Source organism: Flavobacterium sp. (genome assembly GCF_044369455.1).
GTDB lineage: Bacteria > Bacteroidota > Bacteroidia > Flavobacteriales > Flavobacteriaceae > Flavobacterium.
This window is the reverse complement of record NZ_JBIPLW010000006.1, coordinates 45,349-59,243: the sequence shown is the minus strand read 5'-3', so window position 1 is coordinate 59,243 and position 13,895 is coordinate 45,349. Positions and strand designations below refer to the sequence as shown.

Here is a 13,895-nt window from a genome sequence, read left to right as displayed (position 1 = left end):
TTAATCTTCTTGAGATAAACGTTCTTGTTCTATTTTCTCTGCCAAACGCTTTTCTATAATCGGTGTGATTAACGTTTTACGTGGATTTTGTTTCACAAACGGATACAATTCCAAATCGTGTTTCATTTTGTCGTTTTTGTTTGGGTATTTGTTGGTTCCCAACAAAATTTCTTTTCCGCTATCAAACAGTTCTTGTTCTTTGGTAGCGCTTTCACTGATTTTCTTTTGGATGTTGCCTTCGATGAGTTGTGTAATTAAACCACCTTTAACTTCAATTTCTTTGAAAAGCGTCAATGCTTTTTCGGCTAACTGTTCAGTAAGAGATTCGATGTAATACGCACCATCAGCCGGATTACTAACTTTATCAAAATAGCTTTCGTGTTTTAATACCAATAATTGATTTCTAGCAATTCGATCACCAAACTCATTGTCTTTGTGGTACAAACTATCATAAGGCAAATTAGCAATACTATTGGCACCACCTAGAATAGCCGACATGCATTCGGTTGTGGTTCGCAGCATATTTACGTTGTAATCGTATACCGTTTTATTGCGTTTGGTTGGCGTTACAATAATATGACAATCAAAATTGTGATGGTATTCTTTAGCTAGAGTATTGAATAATAATCGTAATGCTCTCAGCTTGGCAATTTCAAAAAAGTAATTGGTTCCAACTGTAACTTCAATAGTAATAGGTTGGTTGCAATTTTTAACTCGGTTAAAATATTCATTAACATGAGCCAAAGTATACGCCAGTTGTTGTACGCAATTGGCACCTGCATTTTGGTAAATTCCGCTATTTATGGTCAAAAAAGGAATTGTTGCTTTTTGTGAAATACTATTTAATTTTTCAAAATCGTTCTCTACGTTTTGAAACCAGTTACCGTCTTTGGCTAATTGACCAATTGGGTCAATTTGAATGTGGCATTTAGCCTGACTTTTTGTAGCAAATGCCTCGATTTTATTGACGAAACCGATGGAAAGGAAAGGCAAATAAAAAAAATAGTGTGTTTTTTCTAAAGGAAGATTTTGCATTAAATCTTCAATAGAAACCGTATCATTTTCTATTGTAAAACGGATACTTTCGGCACCACGATTTAAAGTATCTAATGCTCTTTTATTAGAAAGCGCTACATCATGCACATAGATATTTTGCAAAATGGAGAAACTGTTTTTTGCAGTGTTGATATCAAATTTTGCTGCCTCTTCATCATTATGATAAAATGGTTTTACCTTAATACCTTCGGGACTTTCCCAAACCAAGGTGTCATTATAATCAGCACCTTTAAGTTCGTATTGAATTTGCTGTTTCCATTGTTTGGAAGAAACAGGTTCGAATGCATCAAATAAATTTTCGGTCATACTAGTAGCTTATAATGATTTTGAATCTGATTTTTCATCTTTAATAGAATCTCCTTCAAATTCTATGATATAGATGTCTTCGCTGTCGCGTTTCATATAGTATTTTTCACGTGCGTATTTTTCTATCTGATCAGGATTTTTAAGAAGTTTGATATTTTCATCATCCTTGTGAATTTCGTCCTGATAGTATTTTTTATTGTCTTCAAGTTCGTCGAGTTGCTTGTTTAGGATTCGGTGTTCCATATACGAAGTGTTGTCTAAAAATAGCATCCATACCGCAAAAAAAACCAACACAATAACATATCGGTTTCCGAGAATTTTCAGAATAGGATAGGCATCGGTTAGGTTTTTAAAGAAGCTCATGAAATTAATTTTTTACGTAATTCTTTGATTAATTACTGCTCGCACCACATCAATGGCGACCGTGTTGTATTTATCGTTTGGAATGATGATGTCGGCAAAAGCTTTGGTTGGCTCAATAAATTGTTGGTGCATTGGTTTTAAGGTCGTTTGATACCGGTTTAAAACTTCTTCCATATCGCGTCCACGTTCAGCAATATCTCTTTTCAGTCTGCGGATTAATCTTTCATCTGAATCGGCATGAACAAATATTTTGACGTCGAACATATCGCGAAGTTCGGGATTTGCAAGGATTAAAATTCCCTCAACAATCATTACTTTTCTGGGGTGTGTTATAATGCTATCATCGGTTCGGTTATGCGTTACAAAAGAATAAACGGGTTGTTCAATGGTATTCCCTTTTTTTAATTCGGTCAGATGATTTACTAATAATTCGAAGTCAATGGCTCGTGGATGATCAAAATTGATTAAACCTCTTTCTTCAAAACTTAAATTATTGTTTACCTTGTAATAAGAGTCTTGAGATATGACACCGACTTCGGTTTCTGGTAATTCATTAATAATTTGTTGGACAACGGTTGTTTTTCCACTTCCAGTACCACCAGCGATTCCAATAATTAACATAAATAGTTTGTGTTGTTTTGTTCTAACAAAAATAGAAATTATATCGGAAGTTTGAAAAGAAAAGATTTGAAATTAAAAGGAGGAAGCCCAGTGGGCTTTAGGTATAAAAATTAATTAGTCTTTTTTTGAATTTAGCCATCAGTGATATTATATTTTTGCTATGAAAAAAAATAAAAAGCTTTTGTTTCCTAATTAATAGTTCTATATTTGCGCTCGATTTCGGGGTGTAGCGTAGCCCGGTTATCGCGCCTGCTTTGGGAGCAGGAGGCCGCAGGTTCGAATCCTGCCACCCCGACTAGTAAATCCTTTCTGCAAAACAGAAAGGATTTTTTATTTAGAAAAAATAGCCAAGCTCGCTTGTGCTATTTTTTCTAAATAAAAAATAGTTTGCGTTGAAAACGCAAAAGGATTTACTTGTAAAAGAGCCCAAACTCAGGATCACGGGGTAATCCTGTAGTAAGGTAGTGCGGATTCCCGCCTTCGCGGGACTAGAGAGCTTGCTCGACTGAACGAAGTTAATGACAAAAGCACATTGCTCAAGGCGCGAATGGATTTACTAGTGATAGCTCCGAAACTGAGGATCACGGAGTATTTCTACTTTATATTATGCTGCTTATTAGACGGCACTTCGACAAGCTCAGTGTGACAATGTAGTCCTAATTATGTTTTGTTATAGAAAGTTGTCTTAAGAGAAATTTTGATAATGGACATCTGAAAAACAAAACGTTCTTATTAGCCCCGACCTGCCGGCAGGCAGGCAGGCAGGTGGTAGCAAGCTACCATGTAGCGCGAACAGCGGGACTAAATATCTTAGAATAAATAAATAATCCGCTCCTGATTATCTTTTTCAACAATAACCGAATCTTATCCACAAATTGCATTTAGCAATTGGTTTCCGAATTTTTTTTCGAATGAAAAGTTTACATTTGTTGCCAAAATAAATTTAAATCATGTCTGATACAATAGAAAAAGTAAAATGCTTAATTATAGGTTCTGGTCCTGCAGGTTATACTGCGGCAATCTATGCTTCGAGAGCAAATATGTTTCCCGTTTTATATCAAGGAACGCAACCCGGCGGGCAGTTAACCACCACTAATGAAGTTGAAAACTGGCCAGGCAACCCAGAAGGAATTACAGGTCCAGAAATGATGATTAATATTCAAAAACAAGCACAACGTTTTGGCGCGGATGTTCGCGATGGTTGGGTAACCAAAGTTGATTTTTCGGGCAGTATTCATAAAGTTTGGGTTAACGATACTAAAGAAATTCATGCAGATACTGTCATCATATCTACAGGTGCTTCCGCTAAATATTTAGGACTGCCTTCGGAACAACATTATTTACAAACCGGTGGCGGCGTTTCTGCTTGTGCGGTTTGTGATGGTTTCTTTTATCGGAATCAGGAAGTGGTGATTGTGGGTGCTGGAGATTCGGCTTGTGAGGAAGCGCATTACCTTTCGAAATTATGTAAAAAAGTTACGATGCTCGTTAGAAGTGAGAAATTCAGAGCCTCTAAAATTATGGAAGCTCGTGTTCGTAAAACTGAAAATATTACTATTTTGATGAATCACGATACGGTTGAAGTTCTTGGAGATGGACAAGTAGTGCATGCGGTAAAAGCGTTGAACAAAACATCGGGTGAAGAAATTGTGATTGAGGCCACAGGTTTTTTTGTAGCTATTGGCCATAAACCAAACACGGATATTTTTGCAGATTATATTACACGTGACGAAACAGGGTATATTATAAATGTCCCTGGAACGTCAAAAACGAATGTAAAAGGAGTTTTTGTTTCTGGTGATGCTGCTGATCATGTATACCGTCAAGCGATTACGGCTGCTGGTACGGGTTGTATGGCCGCATTAGATGCGGAACGTTATTTAGCTTTTTTGGAATAATTTAGCAAATTGAATTTAAAAAAAATCCCGTCTCGTTTTTTTGACCGACACGGGATTTTTTTAATTTTTAATTGGTCTTTTCTTTAATAGAGCGCTATCAGTAAAGCGTTTAATTTCAATTTTGGGTTCACCAAACAATTCAATTTCGCTATTTCCTGAGGCACTAACGGTTGCAATATTGCTAATATTGATAGATGCTTTTGAAAACGTTCCAGTCTCAACTAAGGCATTTTGTGCGGTGAGTCTTTTTCCGATGAAATCGGCACTATTATCCATGCGTAGTTTTAAATCGATAACATCTCCTTCCACTTCGGCAGAAGATTTTTGATACATATCAAAACGCATTTCATTTGATGAAATTAAAGCTTTTACAAAAGCGGCTTTACTAATATCAATAGCTGTTTTTTGAGATTTTAGATTTAATTCAACTTTTGATTTGTCATTGGCCATTAAAGTAAAGTTGGTTGTTTTGGCGTTTAAAAACAACTTAGCATAATCGTAACTTTTGAAAGTAATAGTTTCTAAAATCACATCGGACAAAGCAGTAACATTGGTTTCGTCTTTTGCAATAACCATGTTGAATTTATCGGTATAAGTGACACGAACACTCAATTTTTTGAAGCTTGATATCTCTCTACTTGTTGCTATTCTGAGATTTTTCCCCGTTAGTTTAAAGTCTACAAATTCAATTAAATTATCATCGGCTTCAACTTCTAATCCACAATCATTTCCTTTTACTAAAAACACTTCTAAATTATCTTCTACTTCAATACTCTCGAAGTCCTCTACTTGCTTTTGTTCAAGTTTAACAATTTTAGAACCTTTCACTTTTTCTTTTTTCTGAGCGTATGTCAGAACTGAGATAAAAAGTATGGATAGTGTAATTATTTTTTTCATGAATTTACAATCTATATTTTTACTTTGTACAGTTCGTCTCGTCTTCTGAACGAGACTCCTGTGTCAAAAATAGAAAAAAAAACATCCCAATTTTCATTGAGATGTTTTAATTACTTAATCTTTTGAAACACTTCCGCCGGAACTTTCTTCTTTTGTGACTGTTTTTGGAGAACCAATGTAATTTATAGAGCTTCCGCTTGATGCTTTTCCAATTAAACGCACCACGGGATGCACCTGCGTTGAACTGCCGCTTGATGACTCAGAATCTATTTCGTTAGCAATTAAATCGCGTGCATCAATAGTACTACCACTAGAAGAACGTGTAGTTACCCGTAATGCTTTTCCTCTTACATTTAGGGAACTGCCGCTTGTAGATTGACAAGTGATTTTATCAAATTCAATGTTTAGATTGGTTTCACTACCACTACTTGTTTTGATATTAATTTCAGTTCCGGTAACTACTCCAATTGTTTTAACCGACGTACCACTTGAAGATTCAAGATCATTTAAGTTAGGCATTTTAACCCGAACATTTTTTGCAGTGGATTCATCAATATTTTCATCAGTTGTAATGATTAAAGTTTCGTTTTCAACTTTAGTAGTGATGTGCGATTGCAAATTTTCATCAGCTTCAACTTCTACAAAATAAGAATCAGATTGTTCAATAATGACATTCAAACCCCGATTGGCATCTATTTTGGTAAAAGTAGTTCCAACGTTACGGGTTTGTTTGGTCACATTTCCGTTTCCGTCAATGCTTTCACCTAAATTTATATTAGCATTACACGAACTTAACAACAATGCCGTCAATACCATGGCAATACCTTTTGTGCTGAATATTACGAATTTTATCATGATTAGTTAGATTTAATTATTACTCCGTTTTCGTCAATAGTTAATTTTCCTTTTTTCTCTTTTCCTGATTTGGTTTCAATGATGGTTTTGCCATTTACTTTTACGGTTACCACGTCAGTGCTATCATTTTCATTGGTTACATTGACCTCTTCAGAATTCACCCCATCAACATCATTGTAATCGTTTTCAGTAGCGGGACAGTTTAGACATTTTACTTTTTCACCTTCTACTTTGTATATATACTCATTAGAACTAAAGTGTAAATTAAAGAAGTCGTTGCTTGTTCTGTCATAATTTTGAACATTTTCGTCTGTTTTGAAAAGCGTTCCTTTTGGTAAATACAAATACAATTCAACTTTTTGATCTCTGAATTTATTAGTAACATCGGTCAATAAATAATTATCTAATAGTAATTGATTTCCTTCGATTTTATAACCGTACCTAATTTTTTCTGCACGATTTTTAGATTCAACTGCCGATTTTCCTACTGCTAAACGTTCAATTTGAATATAAGGCAAAGCTTCTTCGGTAGGCATAATTTCTATAGATACATTATTTGAGTAAATGATTTCTTTGTTATTCTCATCTTGAGTAAGTTTGAAATCAGTATGATTATAGGAATCTTTAGAATAAAAATCATTGTTTTTAAACTTGATATACAAAGTATCTGTTGGGGTAATATTGATTACTTCTTTTTTGACATCTTTACCATCATAGGCAATTTGAGTAGCTTCTTTTATTCCGAGTGAAATTAATAGACCAATAGCAATTATCCAAATCCCCAGCAAGCTAAATTTAACAACATTACCTAATGATTTTAAGTTGGTTACCAATAATTTTAACCCTAACAGTAGGAAAAAGAATGCTGGTATTCCGGCCGCTAGAAAAAACAAGATTCCTTGTGCCCAAATAGGAGTTTCTAAGCCGATAGGTGTACTGATGTGATTTATGATATAATTATTAGGCATTGATGAAGAAAAAATCATAAAAATGGAAGCAAAACATATGGCTAATAATGCAATTGATGAGAAAATAACTATTATTGCGCCTAATACTTTAGCAAATACTTTGAAGATATTTATCAGAACATCACTAAGTCCACCGGCAACTCTTTCAGCACCATTCTTTACGTTATTTCCTATTTTGTCGTAATCGGCGTTTTTGAATTTGTTGGCAACCGTATCAAACTCTTCTCTAACTTTTTTTTCGATGTTAGAAATGGTAACTGGTTCACCGGTCATTTCTAGTTTTTCAGAAGTAGTTACTGCTTTTGGCATGGCTATCCAAAGAATAATGTATGCGATAAAACCAGTTCCGAATCCGAAGAATAATATCAAGAATAAGATTTTTAACCAAACGGCATCAATTCCGAAATAGTGTCCTAAACCTGTACATACGCCAGCAATTGTTCCTCTATCTTTATCACGATATAACTTTTTAGATCTTGTGTAGGGATAAAATGGTTCTGCCGCTTTTTCTTCGCCATCATCATCAAGTCTGTAATCTTCAGGTTGTCCCATAATTACAATTACTTCATCAACATCTTTATTATTGATTACATGTTTGTCACTTTTTTGCTTTTCTGTAAGCAATTCAGCAACACGCATTTCGATGTCTTTCATGATTTCATCTTTTCCAGAAGAATTAGAAAGCGAACGTTTAATAGCCTCGAAATATCGAGTTAATTTTTGGTAAGCATCTTCATCTATGTGAAAAACTAAACCTCCTATATTAATATTTACTGTTTTGTTCATGATTTCTTTGATTTGTTAGTGGTGATGATGTTGACGGCATCAGACAGTTCCGTCCAAGTGCCATTTAATTCGTTTAAAAATGTTTTTCCTATTTCAGTGAGACCATAATATTTTCTTGGTGGTCCCGAAGTTGATTCTTCCCAACGATAGTTGAGTAAACCGTCATTTTTTAATCTTGTCAATAGCGGATAAACAGTGCCTTCTACCACAAGCAATTTAGCGTTTTTTAAAGTTTCTAGAATCTCAGAAGTATATGCTTCTTTGTCTTTTAGCACACACAAGATACAAAATTCTAAAACACCTTTTCGCATCTGGGCTTTTGTGTTTTCAATATTCATAATACATGATTTAATTTTTTTGATTAATACTAATTCGTTTTTTGATTTTTCTCGCTACACTCCAAACAATATGGAAGTAACTTGTGTGATGATTGAAACTGATTCGATTGACAATTATTTATTGTTGGAAATTTGTACAATTAGATTGGATTGTTTTTCTCCGTTAAGCGACACTAGATATTTTTCATTTTCATCCATTGCAAATCGCAGATTATTTTGTCCTGACTTTTTAAATTTTTCAGTGTATACAATATTATTTCTTCTGTCTGTTACAATCACATTGATATTGTCATCTGTTTTAAGATTAAATTTTAAATCGACGTCTACGTTTTCATGAGCTACAATTTCGAATTGATGATTTTCATTTTGTAATTCAGAATTTTGCATTTGGAAGTGATTAACTTCGATACCATTGTTTTCTTGTGCTACTAATTTTGCCGTCATGACTAGTAACATTCCTGCAAGTAAGATTAACTGTTTCATTTTTTGATTGATTTTGATGATTAATGATTATTTAAAAAAGGGTATGCTAAGCGGGTATTTATAATTTTCTCCATGAGATGTTTTTACAGCAGCTAGAATGATTAATACAAATTCTATTATTTTTAAAGAACAAAATAAAAAAGCAGCAATAATTCCTATGATTGCAATTCCACCAATATGTTCTAGATGAAAATTATTGATAGTAAGGTTATTGTCATTAATAATAGCTTCGAAAGGAATGTTTTGAAAAAATGTATATACCAAAATTGGAATAGCGATTAAGCATAATAGAACACTATAAAGAAAAATACTTAATTGGAAGTTCAAAACTTGTTTGCCATTATAATCTATAAATTCTGATTCCTCTTTCTTAGAACTCCAAATAACTATTGGAAAAATATAATTTCCAAATGGAATAAAATAGTGTGTCAAAGTACTAAGGTGTATAACAGTAGCTACATTTTTGTTATTTGTTGTTGTCATAATTTATTTTTTAGATTGATGATAAATTTTTAATACTATAGATAGTCTATTAATTTCTTATGCAAAGATAAAGTCAAAAAAAGGTATTATGCAATACAAAGTACTTTAATTTAACAAAAAATTAACATTTAAAAGAAAATTAATAGTACTACATTTTTCATTACATTTACAGTAAAATCAAGCTTTTATGGAACTTTCTCCTTCAAAATTAAATACTTTTTTATTTTTTAAATTGCCTTCAGCTTATTGGTGTGGTGTTCGAGTAAAATCCATTTCAAAACAGCAATGTATAGTTACAGTGAAGCATCGTTGGTTTAATCAAAACCCTTTTAGATCAATGTATTTTGCGGTTCAGGCAATGGCTGCCGAACTTACAACTGGAGCTTTGGTGATGTTGCAAATTAAAATGAGTGGTAAAAAAATCTCTATGCTTGTTGCAAATAACAATGGAAACTTTTCTAAAAAAGCTACAGGAAGAATAACTTTTACTTGTAATGAAGGTCATTTAATTGAAGGCGCCATACAGAAAGCCATAGCAACGGGTGAAGGACAAACTATTTGGATGAAATCTATTGGTATAAATGAAAAGGGAGAGCAGGTTTCCGAAATGAACTTTGAATGGAGTATTAAAATGAAACCATAAACAAAAGTTAAACCTAGTATAATTCAAGTTCATATATCCGCTGTTGATTGTAATTTTGAAAAAAATAATTTCTGATGAATATTTTAATTACAGGTGCTACAGGTTTAATAGGAAATGAGTTGGTGAAATTATTATTGTCACAAAAGCATTCGGTAAATTATTTGACTACTTCAAAGTCGAAAATTGTAAATAAACCTAATCATAGAGGCTTTTATTGGAATCCTGAACAAGGTAAGATAGACGAAAATTGTCTTTTTAATGTAGATGTAATTGTTCATTTAGCTGGAGCCAACATTGCTAAACGGTGGACAAATGATTACAAACAAGAAATCATTGAAAGTAGAACGTTATCATCTGAACTGCTCTATAATTTGATTAGAAAAACTCCAAACAAAATAAAACATTTTGTTTCGGCTTCAGGAACTGCTATTTATCCAGAAAGTGATAGTATAGTTTATGATGAAACAACTACAGAAACAGAAGATAGTTTCCTTTCTAATGTAGTAAAAAAGTGGGAAGAAAGCGCAGATAGATTTCAAGTTCTGGGTATAAAGGTTTGCAAAATTAGAACTGGAATTGTGCTTTCTAATCTAGGTGGTGCTTTACCCGAAATGGTTAAGCCAATCAAAATGGGTTTTGGGGCAGCAATGGGAAGCGGTAAGCAAATGCAATCTTGGATACACATAGAGGATTTGGTTAGAATGTATAGTTTTGCAATCGATAACCATTTAGAGGGTATTTATAATGCTGTGACACCAAATCCTGTAAGCAATATGCAACTTACAAGCGCTATTGCTAAAACATTGAAAAAATCACTATTCCTACCTAACATCCCTAAGTTTATAATGAATTTTTTATTGGGTGAAATGAGCTATCTCCTTTTTTCAAGTAAAAATTTAAGTGCAAAAAAAATTGAAAATCTAGGATTTAAATTTAAATTTCCTATGATTGAAACCGCTCTTAAAGATTTGTATTCATAAAAAAAGTGCTGTTTAAAAAACAGCACTTTTTTTACTATAAAGATTCTTGAATTAATAATTTTTTACAGCGATTAACTAACCTAATTTTAAATACTTATTCAGTATCTACTACAAACATAAACAAAACGAAATCGTAATAGTCTTAAAATTTTATTAAATTTTTCTTATTTTTTTAAACGTCAATCTTTTTATTCCGCAAAATATAGTGACAATTTGACATTTTCAAAGAAATGGCAGTACTTTTGTTTACGAATTGGTCAAATGAAAATCAAAAATATATTTAAAAATAAAAGCACAATGAGTACTGAAAATAGCGAAAAAGAATGTGATGTAAACGAAAACGCTGTAAACGCTGTTGAAACTGCAGCTGAACTTACTGTTGAAGAACAATTACAAGAAGATTTAGCTAAAGAAAAAGATAAATTTTTACGTCTTTTTGCCGAATTTGAAAACTTCAAACGAAGAACAGCTAAAGAACGAATCGAATTGTTTAAAACTGCAAATGAAGAGGTATTGCAGGCTATTTTGCCAGTATTAGACGATTTTGACAGAGCTATGGTTGAGATATCGAAGTCAAATGACGAAGTGTTGTTAAAAGGAGTGGAGTTAATTCATGAAAAACTAAAAAGCACTCTCGTTTCTAAAGGTTTAGAACAAGTTGAAATAAAAGCTGGTGATGCATTTAATGCTGATTTTGCCGAAGCGATTACTCAAATTCCAGCGCCAACAGATGACTTAAAAGGTAAAGTTGTAGATGTGATAGAAAAAGGATACAAACTTGGAGACAAAATAATTCGTTTCCCAAAAGTTGTTATAGGTAATTAATAGACTATCGCAACTTTTGAATAAAGCCGTATACCGTTGCGGCTTAAATATTTATTAAAATAGATTATGAGCAAAAAAGATTTTTACGAAATATTAGGCGTATCCAAAAGCGCATCTGCTGAGGAAATAAAAAAAGCATACCGAAAAAAAGCTATTGAATTTCATCCTGATAAAAATCCAGGTAATAAACAAGCCGAAGAAAATTTTAAAACAGCAGCCGAAGCGTACGAAGTGCTAAGCGATACTGATAAAAAAGCAAAGTATGATCAATACGGTCATGCTGCTTTTGATGGCGGCGGTGGCGGATATGGTGGTGGACATCACATGAATATGGATGATATATTCAGTCAATTTGGAGATATTTTCGGTGGCGGATTTGGTGGATTTGGAGGAAATTCTGGAGGACAACGCAGAGTAAAAGGAAGCAATCTTCGTATTAAAGTCAAATTGACTTTAGAGGAAATTGCGAATGGAGTTGAGAAGAAAGTAAAAGTAAAACGTAAAATTCAGGCTCAAGGCGTAAAATATAAAACGTGCGCTACATGTAATGGTCAAGGACAAGTTCTAAGAGTAACCAATACGATTTTAGGGAGAATGCAATCGGCTACAACATGTCATGTCTGCGGCGGAACGGGGCAAACTATTGAAAGCAAACCCAACAATGCCGATGCACATGGAATGATATTGGAAGATGAAACAGTATCTATTAAAATTCCGGCTGGAGTAGTTGACGGAATGCAATTGAAAGTTGCTGGTAAAGGGAACGATGCTCCTGGAAATGGAATTGCTGGAGATTTAATTGTTGCAGTAGAAGAACAGGAACATGAATTTTTAAAACGAGAAGGTGAGAATCTTCACTATGATTTATATATTAGTTTTGCTGAAGCGGCATTAGGAGTATCTAAAGAAATTGAAGCCGTGAACGGAAAGGTGAGAATCAAACTCGAAGAAGGGATTCAATCTGGAAAGATTTTAAGGTTAAAAGGAAAAGGTATTCCAAGTTTGAATAGCTATGGAACAGGTGATTTATTGGTGCATGTGAATGTATGGACGCCAAAGAAACTTAATAAAGAACAACGTCAGTTTTTTGAAAATTCCTTGACAGATGAAAACTTTATTCCAAATCCAGAAAAAGGAGATAAATCTTTTTTTGAAAAAGTGAAAGATATGTTTTCATAGTTAAAAAAATATATTTATATTTGAAAGTTACTTGGAAACAAGTAACTTCTTTTTCATAGCAATTTTTCCCATCCTTATGTAAAAATCAGGGTGGGTTTTTTGTAACAAAAAAATTCGACTTGCCTACTTATTCGTTACTTTTGCACCATTGAACAGCAATAGCAATGACAATATTATGGGATTGACATTACCATTGAATTTTGATATTGAATCCTGACATTGAAATTTAAAACTATGAGCAATATACTTGAAGTAAACAAAGTAGTTAAGCAATATGGTGATTATACCGCGCTAAACGAAGTTTCTTTAACCGTTCCCAAAGGCATTATCTACGGACTTCTCGGTCCAAATGGCGCCGGTAAAACTTCCCTCATTCGTATTATCAATCAAATTACGTTGCCCGATAGTGGTGAAATAATTTTAGATGGAGAAAAACTAAAGCCAGAAGACGTAGGCGTTATCGGTTATATGCCCGAAGAAAGAGGTTTGTATAAAACCATGAAAGTAGGTGAACAATGTTTGTATTTGGCACAGCTAAAAGGATTGTCAAAGCAAGAAGCAAAGCATCAATTAGATTATTGGTTTGATCGTTTGGAAATCCAAGGTTGGTGGAATAAAAAAATTCAGGAACTCTCTAAAGGAATGGCACAAAAAATTCAATTTGTGGTTACCGTTTTACACAAGCCAAAGTTACTTATCCTTGACGAACCGTTTTCGGGCTTTGACCCAGTCAATGCTAATTTGATTAAAGACGAAATTATCGAGTTGAACAAGCAGGGAACATCCGTAATTTTTTCAACGCACCGAATGGAAAGCGTGGAAGAAATGTGTGATTATATCGCGTTAATTCACAAATCGAATAAACTAATTGAAGGCAAATTATATGATGTCAAAAAGCAATTCAGAACCAATAGCTATGAAGTCGGAATTTTAAGCGATAACATAGAAGGTTTAATGTATGATTTGTCACAAAAATTTACCTTATCTCAAACAGATTTCAAATCGTTAAACGACGAATTAAAATTAGAAATTAATCTTGGAAATGCTACACCAAATGAGTTATTGAATACTTTAGTTCAAAGAGGTCAAGTAACTCATTTTGTGGAAAAAATTCCGAGCATGAATGATATTTTTATCCAAACGGTCACAAAATAAAAAACAAAAAAACTATTGGAACCTGCCTGCCAGCAGGCAGGTTTGGAATTTCTAATATT

General features: G+C 33.5%; 15 protein-coding genes and 1 tRNA gene. 7 read left to right on the top strand and 9 right to left on the bottom strand.

What is annotated here, in order from left to right:
• Genes ACIQ2L_RS07395 through udk form a run of 3 tightly spaced genes read right to left on the bottom strand, consistent with a single transcriptional unit; the run spans nucleotide 1 to nucleotide 2,346 of the window.
• Nucleotides 1–1,362 (bottom strand): methylmalonyl-CoA mutase subunit beta, encoded by a 1,362-nt coding sequence (locus ACIQ2L_RS07395; protein ID WP_396157534.1) that lies wholly within the window; start codon nucleotides 1,360–1,362, stop codon nucleotides 1–3.
• Between the two features lie 9 nt (nucleotides 1,363–1,371).
• The gene (locus tag ACIQ2L_RS07390; protein WP_396157533.1) at nucleotides 1,372–1,725 is read right to left on the bottom strand and encodes a septum formation initiator family protein; all 354 of its coding nucleotides are present in this window, start codon (nucleotides 1,723–1,725) and stop codon (nucleotides 1,372–1,374) included.
• Nucleotides 1,726–1,737: 12 nt separating this feature from the next.
• Nucleotides 1,738–2,346, bottom strand: a complete 609-nt coding sequence (udk, locus tag ACIQ2L_RS07385) for a uridine kinase (protein ID WP_396157531.1) — start codon at nucleotides 2,344–2,346, stop codon at nucleotides 1,738–1,740.
• 220 nt (nucleotides 2,347–2,566) lie between these two features.
• Here udk and ACIQ2L_RS07380 point away from each other — a divergent pair.
• Nucleotides 2,567–2,641: transfer RNA gene (locus tag ACIQ2L_RS07380), tRNA-Pro, on the top strand.
• A 655-nt stretch (nucleotides 2,642–3,296) separates the two neighbouring features.
• Nucleotides 3,297–4,244: a thioredoxin-disulfide reductase gene (gene trxB / locus ACIQ2L_RS07375; protein ID WP_396157530.1), complete on the top strand. Its 948-nt coding sequence runs from the start codon at nucleotides 3,297–3,299 to the stop codon at nucleotides 4,242–4,244.
• Between the two features lie 60 nt (nucleotides 4,245–4,304).
• On the opposite strand, the gene ACIQ2L_RS07370 is transcribed toward trxB, so the two are convergent.
• The 6 genes from ACIQ2L_RS07370 to ACIQ2L_RS07345 form a co-directional block, all read right to left on the bottom strand.
• Nucleotides 4,305–5,141 carry a GIN domain-containing protein gene (locus ACIQ2L_RS07370; RefSeq protein WP_396157529.1) on the bottom strand — a complete coding sequence of 279 codons (837 nt, stop codon included), beginning with the start codon at nucleotides 5,139–5,141 and terminating at the stop codon, nucleotides 4,305–4,307.
• Nucleotides 5,142–5,255: 114 nt separating this feature from the next.
• On the bottom strand, nucleotides 5,256–5,996 hold the full coding sequence (locus ACIQ2L_RS07365) for a head GIN domain-containing protein (protein ID WP_396157527.1): 741 nt from the start codon (nucleotides 5,994–5,996) through the stop codon (nucleotides 5,256–5,258).
• A gap of 2 nt (nucleotides 5,997–5,998) precedes the next feature.
• Nucleotides 5,999–7,750, bottom strand: a complete 1,752-nt coding sequence (locus ACIQ2L_RS07360; protein ID WP_396157526.1) for a PspC domain-containing protein — start codon at nucleotides 7,748–7,750, stop codon at nucleotides 5,999–6,001.
• The gene (locus tag ACIQ2L_RS07355; RefSeq protein ID WP_396157525.1) at nucleotides 7,747–8,088 is read right to left on the bottom strand and encodes a PadR family transcriptional regulator; all 342 of its coding nucleotides are present in this window, start codon (nucleotides 8,086–8,088) and stop codon (nucleotides 7,747–7,749) included. The genes ACIQ2L_RS07360 and ACIQ2L_RS07355 overlap by 4 nt, the downstream gene beginning before the upstream one ends.
• Before the next feature lie 114 nt (nucleotides 8,089–8,202).
• Entirely contained in the window at nucleotides 8,203–8,571 is a 369-nt protein-coding gene (locus ACIQ2L_RS07350) for a hypothetical protein (RefSeq protein WP_396157524.1), read from the bottom strand.
• Between the two features lie 27 nt (nucleotides 8,572–8,598).
• Entirely contained in the window at nucleotides 8,599–9,054 is a 456-nt protein-coding gene (locus ACIQ2L_RS07345; RefSeq protein WP_396157523.1) for a DUF4870 domain-containing protein, read from the bottom strand.
• Between the two features lie 187 nt (nucleotides 9,055–9,241).
• On the opposite strand from ACIQ2L_RS07345, the gene ACIQ2L_RS07340 reads away from it, so the two are divergent.
• From ACIQ2L_RS07340 to ACIQ2L_RS07320, 5 genes are all read left to right on the top strand, one after another.
• The gene (locus tag ACIQ2L_RS07340; protein WP_396157521.1) at nucleotides 9,242–9,697 is read left to right on the top strand and encodes a DUF4442 domain-containing protein; all 456 of its coding nucleotides are present in this window, start codon (nucleotides 9,242–9,244) and stop codon (nucleotides 9,695–9,697) included.
• A gap of 74 nt (nucleotides 9,698–9,771) precedes the next feature.
• A complete protein-coding gene (locus ACIQ2L_RS07335; RefSeq protein WP_396157519.1) occupies nucleotides 9,772–10,677 on the top strand; it encodes a TIGR01777 family oxidoreductase in 906 nt (301 codons plus the stop codon).
• 261 nt (nucleotides 10,678–10,938) lie between these two features.
• Nucleotides 10,939–11,502 (top strand): nucleotide exchange factor GrpE, encoded by a 564-nt coding sequence (locus ACIQ2L_RS07330; protein WP_396157518.1) that lies wholly within the window; start codon nucleotides 10,939–10,941, stop codon nucleotides 11,500–11,502.
• A 66-nt stretch (nucleotides 11,503–11,568) separates the two neighbouring features.
• The gene (dnaJ, locus tag ACIQ2L_RS07325; RefSeq protein ID WP_396157517.1) at nucleotides 11,569–12,681 is read left to right on the top strand and encodes a molecular chaperone DnaJ; all 1,113 of its coding nucleotides are present in this window, start codon (nucleotides 11,569–11,571) and stop codon (nucleotides 12,679–12,681) included.
• A 234-nt stretch (nucleotides 12,682–12,915) separates the two neighbouring features.
• Nucleotides 12,916–13,836, top strand: a complete 921-nt coding sequence (locus tag ACIQ2L_RS07320) for an ABC transporter ATP-binding protein (RefSeq protein WP_396157516.1) — start codon at nucleotides 12,916–12,918, stop codon at nucleotides 13,834–13,836.
• Nucleotides 13,837–13,895: the final 59 nt, after the last annotated feature.